The 14,816-nt window shown below is 41.2% G+C and carries 17 protein-coding genes and 1 pseudogene; 7 read left to right on the forward strand and 11 right to left on the reverse strand.

All coding sequences use genetic code 11. The features are described from left to right. Positions 1–41: 41 nt before the first annotated feature. The 3 genes from QI031_RS11305 (at position 42) to QI031_RS11315 (ending at position 2,065) form a co-directional block, all read left to right on the forward strand. The gene (locus QI031_RS11305; protein ID WP_281481374.1) at positions 42–443 is read left to right on the forward strand and encodes a hypothetical protein; all 402 of its coding nucleotides are present in this window, start codon (positions 42–44) and stop codon (positions 441–443) included. 51 nt (positions 444–494) lie between these two features. Next, positions 495–1,346 (forward strand): MGH1-like glycoside hydrolase domain-containing protein, encoded by an 852-nt coding sequence (locus tag QI031_RS11310; protein WP_343217851.1) that lies wholly within the window; start codon positions 495–497, stop codon positions 1,344–1,346. A gap of 101 nt (positions 1,347–1,447) precedes the next feature. Beyond that, positions 1,448–2,065, forward strand: a complete 618-nt coding sequence (locus QI031_RS11315; protein WP_281485256.1) for a glutathione S-transferase family protein — start codon at positions 1,448–1,450, stop codon at positions 2,063–2,065. 83 nt (positions 2,066–2,148) lie between these two features. Here QI031_RS11315 and QI031_RS11320 read toward each other — a convergent pair whose 3' ends face one another. The 6 genes and pseudogenes from QI031_RS11320 to QI031_RS11345 all read right to left on the reverse strand — a co-directional run. After that, the gene (locus QI031_RS11320) at positions 2,149–3,483 is read right to left on the reverse strand and encodes an alpha/beta hydrolase family protein (RefSeq protein WP_281485257.1); all 1,335 of its coding nucleotides are present in this window, start codon (positions 3,481–3,483) and stop codon (positions 2,149–2,151) included. Positions 3,484–4,294: 811 nt separating this feature from the next. Beyond that, positions 4,295–5,143 (reverse strand): MBL fold metallo-hydrolase, encoded by an 849-nt coding sequence (locus tag QI031_RS11325; protein WP_281485258.1) that lies wholly within the window; start codon positions 5,141–5,143, stop codon positions 4,295–4,297. A 276-nt stretch (positions 5,144–5,419) separates the two neighbouring features. After that, positions 5,420–6,115: a class I SAM-dependent methyltransferase gene (locus QI031_RS11330; protein ID WP_281485259.1), complete on the reverse strand. Its 696-nt coding sequence runs from the start codon at positions 6,113–6,115 to the stop codon at positions 5,420–5,422. Between the two features lie 331 nt (positions 6,116–6,446). Continuing rightward, complete coding sequence (locus tag QI031_RS11335; protein WP_281485260.1) at positions 6,447–6,629, reverse strand: hypothetical protein; 183 nt, start codon at positions 6,627–6,629, stop codon at positions 6,447–6,449. 131 nt (positions 6,630–6,760) lie between these two features. Beyond that, positions 6,761–7,657 carry an SDR family oxidoreductase gene (locus tag QI031_RS11340; RefSeq protein ID WP_281485261.1) on the reverse strand — a complete coding sequence of 299 codons (897 nt, stop codon included), beginning with the start codon at positions 7,655–7,657 and terminating at the stop codon, positions 6,761–6,763. A 193-nt stretch (positions 7,658–7,850) separates the two neighbouring features. Further along, positions 7,851–8,112 (reverse strand): annotated as a pseudogene (locus QI031_RS11345) (IS5/IS1182 family transposase); the annotation flags it as partial. A gap of 140 nt (positions 8,113–8,252) precedes the next feature. On the opposite strand from QI031_RS11345, the gene QI031_RS11350 reads away from it, so the two are divergent. Beyond that, a complete protein-coding gene (locus tag QI031_RS11350) occupies positions 8,253–8,693 on the forward strand; it encodes a hypothetical protein (protein WP_281485262.1) in 441 nt (146 codons plus the stop codon). 489 nt (positions 8,694–9,182) lie between these two features. Here the strand turns inward: QI031_RS11350 and QI031_RS11355 are convergent, their stop codons facing one another. Beyond that, complete coding sequence (locus tag QI031_RS11355) at positions 9,183–9,647, reverse strand: RrF2 family transcriptional regulator (RefSeq protein ID WP_281485263.1); 465 nt, start codon at positions 9,645–9,647, stop codon at positions 9,183–9,185. A 729-nt stretch (positions 9,648–10,376) separates the two neighbouring features. On the opposite strand from QI031_RS11355, the gene QI031_RS11360 reads away from it, so the two are divergent. After that, positions 10,377–11,000 carry a 4Fe-4S single cluster domain-containing protein gene (locus QI031_RS11360; RefSeq protein ID WP_281485264.1) on the forward strand — a complete coding sequence of 208 codons (624 nt, stop codon included), beginning with the start codon at positions 10,377–10,379 and terminating at the stop codon, positions 10,998–11,000. Positions 11,001–11,273: 273 nt separating this feature from the next. On the opposite strand, the gene psaK is transcribed toward QI031_RS11360, so the two are convergent. Both psaK and QI031_RS11370 read right to left on the reverse strand, forming a co-directional pair. After that, entirely contained in the window at positions 11,274–11,534 is a 261-nt protein-coding gene (gene psaK / locus QI031_RS11365) for a photosystem I reaction center subunit PsaK (RefSeq protein ID WP_281485265.1), read from the reverse strand. A 138-nt stretch (positions 11,535–11,672) separates the two neighbouring features. Further along, complete coding sequence (locus QI031_RS11370; RefSeq protein WP_281485266.1) at positions 11,673–11,813, reverse strand: hypothetical protein; 141 nt, start codon at positions 11,811–11,813, stop codon at positions 11,673–11,675. Positions 11,814–11,842: 29 nt separating this feature from the next. Here QI031_RS11370 and QI031_RS11375 point away from each other — a divergent pair, with 29 nt between their 5' ends. Both QI031_RS11375 and QI031_RS11380 read left to right on the forward strand, forming a co-directional pair. After that, positions 11,843–12,283 (forward strand): SufE family protein, encoded by a 441-nt coding sequence (locus QI031_RS11375; protein WP_281485267.1) that lies wholly within the window; start codon positions 11,843–11,845, stop codon positions 12,281–12,283. A 99-nt stretch (positions 12,284–12,382) separates the two neighbouring features. Further along, on the forward strand, positions 12,383–13,291 hold the full coding sequence (locus QI031_RS11380) for an alpha/beta fold hydrolase (RefSeq protein ID WP_281485268.1): 909 nt from the start codon (positions 12,383–12,385) through the stop codon (positions 13,289–13,291). Here QI031_RS11380 and QI031_RS11385 read toward each other — a convergent pair. Both QI031_RS11385 and QI031_RS11390 read right to left on the reverse strand, forming a co-directional pair. Next, positions 13,256–13,627, reverse strand: a complete 372-nt coding sequence (locus tag QI031_RS11385) for a hypothetical protein (RefSeq protein ID WP_281485269.1) — start codon at positions 13,625–13,627, stop codon at positions 13,256–13,258. The genes QI031_RS11380 and QI031_RS11385 overlap by 36 nt on opposite strands. Positions 13,628–13,744: 117 nt before the next feature. Continuing rightward, positions 13,745–14,761 (reverse strand): hypothetical protein, encoded by a 1,017-nt coding sequence (locus tag QI031_RS11390; protein WP_281485270.1) that lies wholly within the window; start codon positions 14,759–14,761, stop codon positions 13,745–13,747. Positions 14,762–14,816: the final 55 nt, after the last annotated feature.

Genomic DNA, 14,816 nt, shown 5'->3' on the forward strand with positions numbered 1-14,816 from the left:
TCGCGTAAATTATCCGCGAACCGTAACGCCCGGTTTGTTATATGCCTCAGTCGCCAAAATCTTCAATTCAAGATGATTTAGCCAAACGTGTAGACGCGGTAGTCAAAATTAAACAGCGCCTTGAGCAAGAAATTCATTCGATACTCGCTTTGGGTAAGGTCGCTCCTGCTTCTTGTTGGATTGTTCGCTATCAAGCTAAGGGGCGGAATGATAATTATTGGTATTACAAACTACAGGCTTCTTCCCCAATCTTTCCCACAAAGACCGATGGTAAATTATCTCGATATCAGCATTTGGGTAAAGCTGGTAGTCAAGCTTACATAGATGCCCTTGAGCAAATTACCCGTCGCGCTAAAATTGAAGCTTTAGATCGCTCCATTGAGTCTCTAAACCTTGGTTTGAAAGATTTAATCGAAGAAACCTCCAAATATCGTCAACAATAAAAGTTGGTTCGCGTTAATCATACGCGAACCAACTCCCCTTTTCCACATCCCGTGAAAAGTCAGAACGATAAACTTGTCCTCTGGGATGAGGAGGACGGGTTCTTCTACGATGCACTACAATTTCCAGATGGACATCATTTTCCGATGAAAGTGCGATCAATGGTTGGTTTAGTGCCTTTGTTTGCGATCGGAACCCTGGAACCAGAAACCCTCAAAAAACTCAGCGGATTTCGCAAACGAACCGATTGGTTTATTAAAAATCGCCCAGACCTGACAACTGGAATTGCCTGTATGCAAACTAAAGGCGAACACCAGCGCCGTTTACTAGCAATCTTAGATGGCAAGAAGCTAAAGCGCATCTTAGAGCGCATGTTAGATGAGCGCGAGTTTTTAAGTCCGTATGGCATTCGCTCTGTATCCAAATTTCATGCCGCTCATCCCTTCATCATGCACGTCAACGACCGAGAGTATCAGGTGGACTACGAACCGGCTGAATCCACAAACAACTTATTTGGTGGCAATTCCAACTGGCGCGGTCCAATTTGGTTGCCGATGAATTACTTGCTTATCGAAGCCCTACACCACTTTCATCAATACTTAGGAGATGACTACAAAGTAGAATGCCCAACTAATTCCGGACAATGGATGACGCTGAGGGAAGTGGCGATCGAGTTGTCAAAACGACTTGAAAGTATTTTTCAACAAAATGCCAACGGTCGGCGACCCGTCTACGGTTCCGTCGAGGTTTTTCAGACAAATCCTCATTGGCGAAATTTGCTCACCTTTAATGAGTACTTTCATGGCGACAATGGCGCTGGCTTAGGAGCAAGCCACCAAACTGGTTGGACAGGAGTGATTGCACAATTAATTCATCGGTGTGGTGAAAGTTTATTTTTCGAGTGAATCAACAGCGCGATCGCTGCGAAAGCGCAACTGGCGACAGCAGATGCCAAACATATACCGAAACTCCATTGTTAAACTGGGATTATCAATATAGAAGCATTATGATCAAACTATTTTACGCTCCGGGTACTTGTGCGCTTGCACCTCACATTGTTCTGGAATGGATCGGGGAACCTTACGAACTGCTTCATGTAAAACCGAGCGATCCAGAGTATCAAAAGATAAATCCATTGGGACAAGTGCCAGCGATGATCGATGGTGACAGTGGCGTGATGAACCAAGCCGATGCGCTGCTGAAATATTTGGCTCACAAATATCCAAATGCCAAGCTAGGTGATAATGGTACGCTACAGGATGCTTACGAACTCGATCGCTGGCTGGCATTTCTGACTGGCGATGTTCACCCTGCCTTTTTCCCTTTCTTTGCACCACAGCGCTACACCACCAATGATAGTGAGACAGATAGGCAATCCGTTAAACAAGCGTCATATCGTTTGATTGATCGCGTGTATCAGCATTTGGATAAACACCTGGAAAGCAAAGATTATCTAGTAGGCGATCGCCGCACAATTGCTGACCCATATACCTTTGCCATGACGCGTTGGGGCAACAACTTACCCAAATCCTTATCTGATTATCCTAATTTATACCGTTTTTATCAACATCTGCGTGAGGATACAGGTGTACAACGAGCAATGGAGCAACAGGGCATTCATTAAGCGCACTGAAAAATCTACGAGTCAATCTAAGCAATTGAAATGATACTCGCATCCGGCACAAATGAACTTTTCGCCACTTTACCTTAAATAGTTACAAAATAGTTGGCACTAAGGCTAAGGTTGGTGGAGCCTTGAATGATGGCAATTAATTCGGAACTACTTTCATTCAGGAACAAGGCTGTACCTGTAGCCAAGCCAGCAGGTACTAATCCCAAGGTATAGTTAGATTTAAAGCCAAATAGTTGGATCGTGTCTTCCGAGGCATTAAAGTCAGCAATTAAAGCATAGTCGCTAAGTCCAGAGGTGCTAGTATCACTATCGCTGTAGAAAACACCTACAGTAGCACCTAGGACAAAGCGATCGCTTCCAGTACCACCAGTCAAAGAGTCAAATTCACCAAAACCTTTTCCTGTTGCTGTATTGACTCCTGTCAACACATCATTACCTTCATCTCCAAACAGGCGATCGTTTCCAGTTCCACCGAAGACAGAATCGTTACCACGTCCACCATAGAGAAGATCTTTACCACTATCCCCAAACAGGGAATCATTACCATCACCACCTGTAATGTAGTCATTTCCAGCATTGCCGTGAATAGTATCACTGGCTGCACCACCTGCTTGTGTGTCGTTATTAGCAGTACCTAAAAGACTAAGAGCAACAACGCTTTGATTATTTTTAGTTTTGGCATCGTTCTGCCCAGTAAATCCAGCATTGACTAATGTGTTCAAGTTTAGAAGAATGCCATTAGGCTGGGTAAAGCTATTACCTTGGAGCAATTGTGTATAGAGAGTGTGGGCATAGCTATGATTACCAGCAAAATTCCACTGTCCGGGCTGAAATTGATCGTTCCAGTTAACATAGACATCCAAAGTAGCTAACCGAGCATCATAGCCCAAAGTCTCACTTGTATGCAAAGTTGTAACGCGAGTGGCATCAGTTGGATCTAGGCGATCGCTGGCTGCTTTGCCTTCAAAACTGGGGCCAGCCGCATCTAGTCCTACTATTTGAGCAATAGAACTTCCAGTAGATGCCCGATAAGCAGAACCAGTAAATCCGGCAACGTGCGCCCCCAAACTGTGGCCAATTAGGCTTGTGTAAGTAGGATCTACGCCATTGTTGATTAAGTAGGTAGCCAACTGATTACCGACATCGCGCGTTCTAGCAGCAGAAGTAGGATACCACCAAGAATTAGCTCCTTCTTCCCAATCTACTAAAATAATGTTGGAATTAGATTCGCGCTGTCGAATGTTTTGGGCTATGTTTCCTATCCAATCTGCGGGTTGGTAGTTATTACCTGCGTTGCCGGCAGTACTTTGATAACCATGAATAACCACGTATGTTGGTGCATCAGAAATAATGCGCCCCAAACGGTTAATAGAACCGTTACCCCAAACATTAAAGTTGACTTGAACCATATTAAAAAATCCTGTGGAAAAATTTTTGTTTTTTGGTTGGAAAATTGTTTAATGATAAAAATTTCGTTTATTTTATTACTTCGATATCTGCAATAGAATAAATGTCAGGTCAAAAATTATATCGTGTTCGGGTCAAGACTTATCATTAAGACCGCAGGGGGCAGGCTTCGACTTCGCTCAGCCTACGGGGAGCAGAGGGAGAAAGAGTTTTTAGATTTTTGCACAGATGCGGGATTCATAACTAATAAGCCGGATATGATATTATTTGGCGTTGTTAATTTGTTATGTATGAAGATAATTTCACCTAATTCTCAAAAACTTGTAGGGGCTTTCCGTCAAAGTTTAAATCAACAAAGTTTAGAAACTTAATTAATTTAAAAAACTAAATTTTAATACAACTGAGGTTAAAATAATTATTTAATCTTTTGGTAAAAATAAGGATAAATTTAACTTAAGATTAAAATAAATTTCCTTTACAATACCTTTGAGCGTTGTTGCGTGAATAGGGAAAAACCCTTACATAACAGAATGCTTTGTTGTGGCTACCTTAAACAAGTTCTCAACTCCACAGGCTATACGAAAACCAATATCCCGGAAGAAATTATACTCCCATTCTCGATACACATTGTTACGAGATGAACAACGGCACTCATCAGATGTAGTAATCCAGCTAACGCCTCGGATTATGGCATCGTCATCTTGATTATCCAACCAAGCAAGGAAAATGAATGCTGTCTGATTTTATTCCCCATCTGGTTTTAAAAAAATCAAACTATATTAACCAATTTAAAAAATAGCGTTGCTGCTTTTTTTATTGCTGTTCATGCGGCACGTCGGGACGCATGAGCAGATAAGATTCGTCTACTAATGTACGATAAACTCCTTTAATGTTAAGAGGTAGCCATTCGGAATACATAGGCAAATCGCGATAGTCGTCGAGCCGAATTTCTTGCTGAAGTGTGGCGAGATCTTTGCCTGCAAGTATGCCATCTCGGACAGAGTTATAAAGTGTCTCCAGATAATTAAGGTATCGCTTGATATCTTTCTTTTGACCTGTCGAGGCATGACCGCCTACAAATACATCGAAATCCATATCTAGCACTTCTTTAGTCGAAGCAATCATTCCTTGAATATCGTAACCTTGAAGATCCTTATAAGGCATTCGTCCTAGAACAATCCAATCCACCACATGCAAAACACCAGCAGGTTCAAACAGCATAGAAATTGAGCCACGTCCATTGTTTCTGCCGTGATAGCGCAAGCGCACAAGACTTTTACCGATATAAAGCACCATTTCATCTTCAAAAACAAGATTGGGAATCTGAGTCTTTGCTTTAGTGTGTACTAAATCTTCACGAGCCAGCCGATGAGAGACGAACTCAACGCCTTGTTCATCGAAAACTTCTCCACCGTAAACATGGTCAGGATGATTGTGACTATAAATGACAAAGCGAATGGGTTTATTAAAACGCTTGGCTAATTCCTGCTTCAGCCATGTAGCCGCTTGTTTACTTATAGGATCACTGACAACTATTCCCTTATCAGTCTCCATAAACACGGAACGATAATTTCCCGCTGTAAAACGGTAAACGTTACCACGAATATGATCGATTTGATAATTTTGCGCTATTGCTGGTTTGCCAATAGCAAAAAGTAGCAAAAAAACTCCCAGACTAAAAAGTGCAAGCTTTGTCTTGTAGTAATTTTTCATAAGTATCTTTTTAAGCATTTATACCACCAAAAATTTGCTGCCGATCCGCTTTTATCCGCCGTAGGCGATCGCTTTGAATAATTAATTGGGCTAGAAGCACCTGTCAATCACGATCACTGCCCAAAATTAACTGCGATCGCCAAAGTACTATGCAGTTCCAGAACGATTAGAGAGATTCCAAACTTAAGTGAAATAGAACGTCATAGCACCAGTGTCCTATAGGTTCTAAGAAACGACTCTGACGGCAACACGCTCCTTGAGTGGAACATTTTGAGTAAACCAAGGTTCACCCATTGAGCCGTACTGGGCGTATTCAAATAGTTCTTGAGTTTCTTGAGTTCCATTGATTCCAATCCATTGAAATTTTTTCTTGCAAGCTAGAGCAAATTCGTAAAAAGCCTTTAACTCATGTTCCTCAAATCCCGGATATCCGATCAACTCGTCGAAAACGATTATTGAACCTTGTGTGAGTTTTTCTCCTAAATAAGAGAAGATAGTTTTAGTTGATGAATAAAGATCGCAATCAATATGCAACAAAGAGATATACTCCTGGGTGTGAGCAGCAATAAACCGAGGAATAGTATCTTCAAAAAGACCTTTGATGAGAGTTGCATTGCTTTTGACTTGGGGTAATTCTGGTTGCTTAAAAGCTCCTTTAGGTAATCCAGGACGCCAATCAGATGGTAATCCCTCAAAACTGTCAAACCCGTAAACAGTTCCTTGTAACCGATACTCACAGATTAAATTTAGGGTGTGTCCGCTAGCAACACCAAACTCTAACCAAAGACCATCTTGATTAACAAGCTTCTCCTGCAATACATATTGAAGAGGTGAGATTGGCAATTGCATTTGTGGAAGAACATAACAGCTATCTTCCACGAATCTGTTGAAGTCCTGATGAAAATTAATAATGTTCTCCATGTTTTCTTATTTTTTAGTAATTTATGTCAACAAAGTATAATATATCTGCTATTACGGAACCGGAAACTAAAATGGCGAAGATTTCGCGTAACCAATGCGGCTTGATTCGCCAAAGTAATGGTAGCAATTAATAAATCGGCTCGTCCTACTTTTTGTGGCTTGGAAACGATATGCAGTCGCTCAAAGTGTTTACTTACTATACTTTTTGCCACTCGTATTATTAACCCAAGCTACTTGCTTTTAGAGCCAGAGAAATCAGCATTCCTATAATTCCTAAACCACCTGATAGAAATAAATGATAAGCAAGGAGGCAGGGGAGCAGAAGAGAAATTTATACAGTTTTCTTCTCTGCCCCATTGACTAACAATGCGATTGTATCGGCTGACAGTGCCAATGTCTCGACTAACAATGCGATTGTATCGGCTGACAATGCCAATGTCTCGACTGACAATGCGATTGTATCGGCTGACAATGCCAATGTCTCGACTGACAATGCCATTGTACTGGCCTGCAAAAATTAACCCACCTGACGTTACACAGCAACTCTAAAAGACTTGTGTGTACACGCTAGCCCTTTGCACTGGGAGCTAACCACAACGCAAAATTTACGAAAGCAGACTACTAAAGTTGTTTCAACATTTTGAACTATGCAATCCCAATGCCGCCTGTTACACCGTAAACTTCTCCAGTGATGTAGCTGCCTTCTTGGGAAGCAAGCAACACATACACAGGAGCAATTTCTACAGGCTGACCGGGTCTTCCGAGCGGAACTTCAGAACCAAAATTCTCGATCTTGTCCTGGGTCTGACCACCACTTGGTTGTAACGGTGTCCAGAACGGACCGGGTGCGACTGCATTAACGCGCACTCCCTTCTCGATCATCTGTTTAGCGAGAGATTTGCTGAAATTCTCAATAGCCGCTTTCGTCATCGCATAATCAAGCAGACTCGCTGAAGGCTGATATGCCTGAATAGAAGTGGTATTAATAATTGATGCTCCAGGCTTAAGATGTGGAATGGCAGCTTTGGTAATCCAAAATAGCGCGTAGAGGTTTGTCTTCATCACTCGATCAAAATGCTCAGTTGTAATGTCACCAATTGAGGGGTAAGATGTCTGTGCGCCAGCATTGTTTACAAGAATATCTAAACCGTTTAAAGATTCCACTGCATCTTTGACCAACTTCTGGCAAAAATACTCGTCGGTGATGTCACCGGGAAGCGCAACCGCTTTGCGCCCTGATTGTTCAATCAATTGGATCACCTCTTGGGCATCAGCCGACTCGCTCTTAAGATAGGCGATTGCCACATCAGCACCTTCCCGCGCAAATGCGATTGCAACAGCGCGTCCGATACCAGAATCGGCTCCCGTGATCAATGCTTTGCGACCTGCAAGCTTTCCAGATCCAACGTAGCTTTGCTCACCGTGATCTGGTTGGGGCTGCATCTTTTGAGCAAGTCCTGGTACGGGCTGTGGTTGTTGGGGAAAGGGTGGAACGGGATATTGCTGCCGGGGGTCTTGCATCTCTAATCGATCAGATTTCATCACTTGGTTGTTTTGATAGTTTTTGCAGTTCAAGACTCAAGTATCAAGCATTGAGAAGAACGAAAAATCACCCTTTGAGCAGAATAATGTTCCAGAGTATGCAATACTTAGGGCGCGGGCTAAATGATATAAACGTCTGGCTTTGTTGCATGAAACAGAAAAAAGACACACCAACTATTAGCAGAGTTAATAATTATTTTTCCACTTTGTAGGTATCTGGTTTATCTAATTGAATCATGCGATTAAGTGCAGCACATTGCAGGAATAATTCAACAGCTTGATTGTCACGCAAAGCGTCGTCTTAGCTTACCTCCAAAAATAATTTTGAGTCGAAACATCGCTGTTTCAGACAAGGAACGTCTATGATATCTGCTTTGTTGTTTCCATTGTGGGCGACCAATTTGATGTATCCGACGCAAATTTTCATCTCTAGGATGTGGGGATAGTTCAGAGTTATAAGGAACATAGGCGAATTGCCATCGTCTATTAAATCAGTGAACAGTTATCAAGTAGCTTTTGACTGGTAACTGGTAACTGTTAAACTAGACTATTTATATTAATCTTGCTCTAAAAATTGTCGGGAGCATTAATTAAAATGAAAACTTATATACGGTTTACAATTGTTCCCGCAGCTTTAGTGATTAGTTTGGCACTTATTAAGCCTATTTGGGCTGAAGTACCATCAATCCAAATTAATTCCAAATTACAGTCAGATCCGCTAGTTTTAAAGGGTAAATCTGGGGGTTCAGTTCAAAGCGATTGCGGCAACATTCCTGATGCACCCAGTCAAATTATTCAGGTCAAAGAATCACTGCCTTATTTGCGATTAACAGTAGATAGTCCTGGACAACCAACAATGTTAATAGATGGTCCCGGAGGTCGTTTCTGTGTTTTAGCAGATCAATACTCTGAAACTAAGCCAGAATTGTCTGGTTACTGGCAGGAAGGAAAATACTCGCTATATATAGGCGAATTGTCTAAACGACAATATAACTACACTCTTTCGATTTCGCAACAAAAGAAGCCAATGAATTAAGTAGGTCGGCGTAAATAATTATTGTTGGAATAAGGCAGAAGGAGAAAGAGTTGAAGCATTATTTACTTTTCGTTACATAGTTTGGTTTTACTGCACCGACTTACTTAGTAGGTATTTGGTATAGTAATCCGGTTTGATTCGGTGAATTTATTTGTGTAGGTAGGGAACAGGAAACGGGAGCATCTCAGTTTTTGAAGTGGCTCAAACTGACAATAATCCATTGAGGTAAGCACAGCGATGGGCAAGGGAGCATCCCACTTTTTTGAATGTCATTGCGAGCGAAGCGAAGCAATCGCAAAATCCTCCAACTAAGAGCGAGTCGATGCGATTGCTTCGTCGTTCCTCCTCGCAATGACAGTTATTATCTCATTGGAAAATAAAAACTGGGATGCACCCACAGGAAACAGGAAACAGGGAACAGTTAAGAAGGGATAGATATGTACTGAATCGTGTTCCTTAATCAAATAGGAGTCCTATATCAAGTTATTTCTAGATGTAGTACATAATTTCTTTTTGTTGATGAATTAATCGCCGTTCACAAAGGTCTTGTAAGGTATATTTTTGTAAAACGGCATTAGCCGCCTGACAAGCTTCTTGCCACATTTCTTGAATTACCTGAATTTCTACTGTTTTGGTATTGATATCACAACTAGGGGCGATGTCTGGCGACAAGCCGCTTTGCGTCAATGTACCTAACCCTTCCATGCAACTCAAAGCCTCAAGCAGTGTAATTGTTTTAGGGTCTCGTGCCAAAATGTAACCACCTTTAGCACCGCGTATGCTCTTAATCAGACCTTTACGCCTTAAAATTGCCAGTAATTGTTCTAAGTAGCGATTTGGTATGTTTTGCAACGCCGCTATTTGTCGAATTTGCAAAGATTCGCCGCTGGTGTAACAATTTGCTAATTCTAACAGCGCTAGAAGTGCATATTCAGATTTGTTAGAGAGTTCCACTGGTGTATTGTTTTAAGTTTCTATCTAAAAGCTCTAGAGTTATTGATGATATTTCTCTCAAATTTAATTGAGGGAAATCAATACTAAAACTTTGGCTGACAAGTTATTTTTACTTTAGAGACTTTTGAATATGATGGCAATTATTTTTCTTTATTTCCTTGGATAAATAAAGTGAGTGCAGACTGTGAGCAGAGCGAGCGAGCGCCTATATTGCTAACGCTAATGACTAGATGTAATTCTTTGTTGCCAGTTATTCTGCCGCTGCGGCGATCGTGTCCATTCAAAGGCTACGACGTTTAATAATAAACCAAATCCTCCTTTTTCTCTTGCTTGGGCTACTTGGATTAGTGTTCAAATTGGTAGTTGGTCTGGTTACAGTTCTTAAAAGCCTCGGCGAATGGTTGTCAAGCTATTTCTTTAGGTAAACCGTTGAGTGATTTCAGCGCGCGTTTAGTATCTGAAGACGGAACTTTATGTGATGAGGGCGAAGTAGGAGAAATTGAAATCAGGGGCGGTCGAAGTAAGCCGAAGTGCTGCCCCCCTGCGGTTTTAATAATAAGTCTTTGACCGGACACGATATGAAGCGTGGAGCGATCGCTTAGAAGTTGCTTGATCAGATTGAGTTAAAATTGCGAGTAGCCAGCTAAAGGGAAATACTTGTAACAGCATTATTATCTGGAACTTCGCTATAGTTAACGGTTAACAGGTAAGGTTAAAAGAAGGAAACAGATGGAAACTAAGCCAAGCAACCCATCGCCAGAACTCATAGAAATCCCCCCTGGTTATCTAAATATCATGGGTTATGTTGATGAGTCAGAGGTGAATGGCCCTGGTTCTCGTGCTGTTATCTGGGTACAAGGTTGTCCCCGTGAGTGTCCTGGCTGCTTTAATCCTGAATCCTGGCCATTTAAGATTAACCAATTGATTGCTGTTGATACCCTGGTCGAAAAGATTTTGAGTAAACCTCAAAATACGGGTGTGACATTCTCTGGTGGAGAACCCTTTTGGCAAGCAACAGCATTAGCATCTTTGGCACACAAGGTAAAAGCTGCTGGTTTAAATGTCATGTCTTTTACAGGATTCACCTTGAACCAACTACAGTCAGAATCAGCGCCGCCAGATTCCCTGACTTTGTTAGAACAACTGGATATCTTGATTGACGGGCCTTTTGTAGAGTCTTTGGCAATTAATTCTCCCGATTCTCCTGTTTCTTCGAGCAATCAACGGGTTCGTGTCTTAAACCCCGCTTTCGCCGACCAAATTACTTGGGCAAGTGACCAAATAGAGATTCACGTCCTTAAGGATGGTAGCCGCATTGTGACTGGCTACCAAGGTGGACTAAAACTGACATAAATCTTGATTTTGTGATAAGTGTTTGTAGTAAGGACTTTAGTCCTTATTTTTTTAAGCACTAAAATCATTACTACAAACCTCATCAAAGGCGACGGGAAACCCACTCCTTCAAGGGGTGTCCGTAATAGTCGCCCCGTCGCCGTCAGGTGTTAGTAGTCAGTTGTGAGTAGCGCTCGTCAACTGACCACTGACCACTGACCACTAACACGAAATCCCGTCCCTTCTAGGGGTGGGATGAGCTTAACTAGGAATTACAAATTCCCTGTAGCGTTACTAAATTCTGCCTAAGTTATGTAGTCCTAAAATAACGCCCACTCCTAAAATATGACCGAAGGCGGTAGTTGCCAATAATGCAGGTAAACCAAAACCACCAAATAAATTAGGTGATGGTAAGGCTGGTTCTGAACTGGGATACTTGATGGTAGATTTGCCAAAGGCAATGGCAATAATATTGACAATAATCATAATAATCCCAACTGTAGGACTCCATTGCAGGGGTGTAGTAGCAGCAGCGAGTAAGGTTGAAGTAAGCACCTGATTGGCTCCTGAAAGTTATTAACGATTGAAAATATAATCTGAGAATTACTGAAGTAAATTCAATAAAAAGCCTGATTCTGCATTAATATTTAACACTTATTTTCAATACTTAATCAAATTATCGTCTAGCTAAAATTACCAGCAGCGATCGCTCGAATTGCTCAAATTGCTAAAATAAATGTAGGCGATGCCTTGACGCTTGGCAAATGGCAAGCCGCTAAAGCTTTGATAATCTGAAGTTAAGGTGCGATCGCTCTCAAGATAATTTACACTCAAGGTAAAGCCGATTATTTGCAGCTTCTGTTATGTCTTCAACTCTAGATTCTTTGCCACCTGCACTCGCTAAAATTGTCCAGCGCTTCCAACGGGCTGCTGAACCGAAGCGACGCTACGAACAACTGATCTGGTACGCTCAGAAGCTCAATGAATTTCCCGAAGCAGACAAGTTACCAGAAAACAAAGTCCCTGGTTGTGTTTCTCAAGTATATATCACAGCAGCTTTAGATGATAATAAAGTTGTCTTTCAAGGCGACTCGGATTCTCAATTAACTAAAGGATTAGTAGGGCTTTTAGTGGAAGGTTTGAAAGGATTAACTCCCACTGAAATTGTCCAATTGACTCCAGACTTTATTCAGGCAACTGGTTTAAACGTAAGTCTAACACCTTCCCGTGCTAATGGATTTTATAATATTTTTAAAACCATGCAAAAAAAAGCGTTGGAATGTAAGTTAGATATGCCTAACTAACACAGATTAGGGATCGTAAATATCCCAAATTAAAAGTTAGGAGTGAGGAATATCTAACTCCTAACTTTCCAGTTTTAGTAACAACAAATATTTATTCTAATGTCAACCACTTTATTAGCAGCTGATAATCCTGTAGAATTTGGCGGAGTAGTTCAAGAATATACGTGGTATTGGGAAAATCAACCATTGCGCGTAATTTATGAAACCCTTGGCAAAGGTTCACCAATATTGCTACTCCCAGCTTTTAGTAGCGTTTCAACTCGTGGGGAAATGGGCGAATTAGCTAAATTATTAGCTCCTCACTTTCAAGTTGTAGCAGTAGACTGGCCTGGATTTGGGCAATCTTCTCGTCCTAGTTTAGATTACCAACCCCAAATATATCAGCAATTTTTAGAAGATTTTGTCAAAGCTGTTTTTAAGACAAAAATTACTGTAGTGGCGGCTGGACATGCTGCTAGTTATGTATTGCAACTAGCTGTGAAACAGCCTGATATCTTTTCGCGGATTGTTTTGGTAGCACCCACTTGGCGTGGCCCTTTGCCGACAATGGGGGCAAATCAGCAAATAGCTGGCATGGTGAGAGGATTGGTGCGATCGCCTATACTTGGTCAAGTACTTTATTACCTCAACACTAGACCATCCTTTCTAAGTTGGATGTACCGTCGCCACGTTTTTACTGATGAAGCTAAACTTACCCCTAGTTTCATCGCTCAAAAATGGCAAACAACTCAACAACCAGGAGCAAGATTTGCTTCTGCTGCCTTCGTAACAGGTAATCTTGATGCCATACACGAGCAATCTGATTTTCTAACACTTGGGCGATCGTTGTCTGTACCTTTGATGGTTATCATTGGGGAATCTTGCCCTCCCAAATCACGAGCAGAAATGGACGCTTTAGTAGCATTACCAAACGTGACAAGTGCGACTGTCCCTGGTTCCTTGGGACTACATGAGGAACACCCAGCAAATGTTTTAGAAGCGGTTCGGGATTTTTTGTTCTCTGTTTGAACTCAAAGAAGTAGTACCCACAAAGCTGGAAAACGCAAATAACATCCAGCCAAAACAGATATGTTTTCTTGTTTGCCAATCTTGTTTATTATTGGTTGTGGCGATCGCATCGGCACTAATCTCAAATCTCCAACATGTCAATGCACCTATTCCTAAAAAAATACTGCTGAGGATAGAGGTAATTGCAATTATTTTAAGAGTGCGTTCAGTCAGAGTCTGTCGTATCTTCAAACGTTTGACATCACGGCGATGACGAATAATAGCTAATTCATCTGTTTGTAGAAGCTCTATATGCCCTGGTTTAGCCAAAACAGGGGCAACTTGTTGATTTTTCATAATCAATTGTCACTTTAAATCAGGTATTTAAGTTTTAATATCATTTGTATCACTAGTCACATAGTAACCTGTCAGCATAGCTGAGACCACTTTCTATAGATTGAACTATCAAAACTATTACCTCTGATTTTGATGAGACCAAATTGGCAATTGATTCACTTTTTTGAGTGTTAACTGTACATAAGTTGTTTGGCTTTGTCCGATTGTTTTTGTACCAAAATAGCCTTGAGAACCGCTATGAGCATGAGGTCCTGTGTTTAAAACTGTATAACGTCCTTGACGACGAGCTTGATTGAAAGGTGAACCGACTGTGATTGGCCAGCGTGAAGCAAATACAATCTGGCTAATATCTTCAATCCAGTCTCGACTACCTACAAGTTGATACACATGCTCAACTGCATCAAAGCCTTTTTCACCATCAAAATCACCACCTATGGAAACAACAATTAATTGAAAATTGAGCGACTGCTTAAGATCAGAAGCCGCACCAAGGGCGACTTGCACTCCGCCACTGGTTCCAACTAAAATCAGTTTAAGTCGTTGTTTTGGTTGTTTGGGTAAAGGATATACGGCATTCATGCGATTAGCGATCGCATTCGCAATTCCCAAGTTATAAATATTTCCATAACGATCATCGGCAGAAATAGCAAATCGCCAGAGATTACGAATTTTAATTAAAACATCTGTATTAGAAAACCAACCATCTGCTTTTTCGGCTGCACTCCACAGAGGGGCTAATAACCGTCGTCCTCCTAAACTTTCATTAGCAGCGGAATAAGGAAAAACATCCCGCACTGTTACACAATTACGATGAATTTGCTCTAATTTATTTAAGAAAAATTCTTCGCCTGGAGTTAATTGGTTGGCAGAAAAATCTCCCACTCCTGGTAAAAAAACTATATAGCAATCAATATTTTTTGATTGATCAACTTTAAGTGAACGGTTATCTCCAGGTAACTTTTTCGTGAGGTTTTTCTTAATTCCCAAGCTTTGGGAACTTTGTTTCAACCACCATACCAAGGTTCCTACAGGGGCAAGAGTTCCCCAGGCAAGAAGTATTATCCCTGCTAAAATCAACAGTTTTAATGTTCCACTTTGCAACAATAACAGTATTTGTCCGCCAATCTTACGCATTTGAGATTATTGTTTTTATATAAATAGCAAGGAGGCAGGTGGAAAAAGCTAGTTT

The organism is Halotia branconii CENA392, from assembly GCF_029953635.1.
Taxonomy (GTDB): domain Bacteria; phylum Cyanobacteriota; class Cyanobacteriia; order Cyanobacteriales; family Nostocaceae; genus Halotia; species Halotia branconii.

What these genes read in the sequence shown, in the direction of transcription:
- QI031_RS11385 (WP_281485269.1), bottom strand. Translation starts at nt 13,627, where the DNA reads ATGAAAAATCAACAAGTTGCCCCTGTTTTGGCTAAACCAGGGCATATA.
- QI031_RS11340 (WP_281485261.1), bottom strand. Translation starts at nt 7,657, where the DNA reads ATGAAATCTGATCGATTAGAGATGCAAGACCCCCGGCAGCAATATCCC.
- QI031_RS11320 (WP_281485257.1), bottom strand. Translation starts at nt 3,483, where the DNA reads ATGGTTCAAGTCAACTTTAATGTTTGGGGTAACGGTTCTATTAACCGT.
- QI031_RS11390 (WP_281485270.1), bottom strand. Translation starts at nt 14,761, where the DNA reads ATGCGTAAGATTGGCGGACAAATACTGTTATTGTTGCAAAGTGGAACA.
- QI031_RS11330 (WP_281485259.1), bottom strand. Translation starts at nt 6,115, where the DNA reads ATGGAGAACATTATTAATTTTCATCAGGACTTCAACAGATTCGTGGAA.
- QI031_RS11380 (WP_281485268.1), top strand. Translation starts at nt 12,383, where the DNA reads ATGTCAACCACTTTATTAGCAGCTGATAATCCTGTAGAATTTGGCGGA.
- QI031_RS11375 (WP_281485267.1), top strand. Translation starts at nt 11,843, where the DNA reads ATGTCTTCAACTCTAGATTCTTTGCCACCTGCACTCGCTAAAATTGTC.
- QI031_RS11315 (WP_281485256.1), top strand. Translation starts at nt 1,448, where the DNA reads ATGATCAAACTATTTTACGCTCCGGGTACTTGTGCGCTTGCACCTCAC.
- QI031_RS11350 (WP_281485262.1), top strand. Translation starts at nt 8,253, where the DNA reads ATGAAAACTTATATACGGTTTACAATTGTTCCCGCAGCTTTAGTGATT.
- QI031_RS11305 (WP_281481374.1), top strand. Translation starts at nt 42, where the DNA reads ATGCCTCAGTCGCCAAAATCTTCAATTCAAGATGATTTAGCCAAACGT.
- QI031_RS11360 (WP_281485264.1), top strand. Translation starts at nt 10,377, where the DNA reads ATGGAAACTAAGCCAAGCAACCCATCGCCAGAACTCATAGAAATCCCC.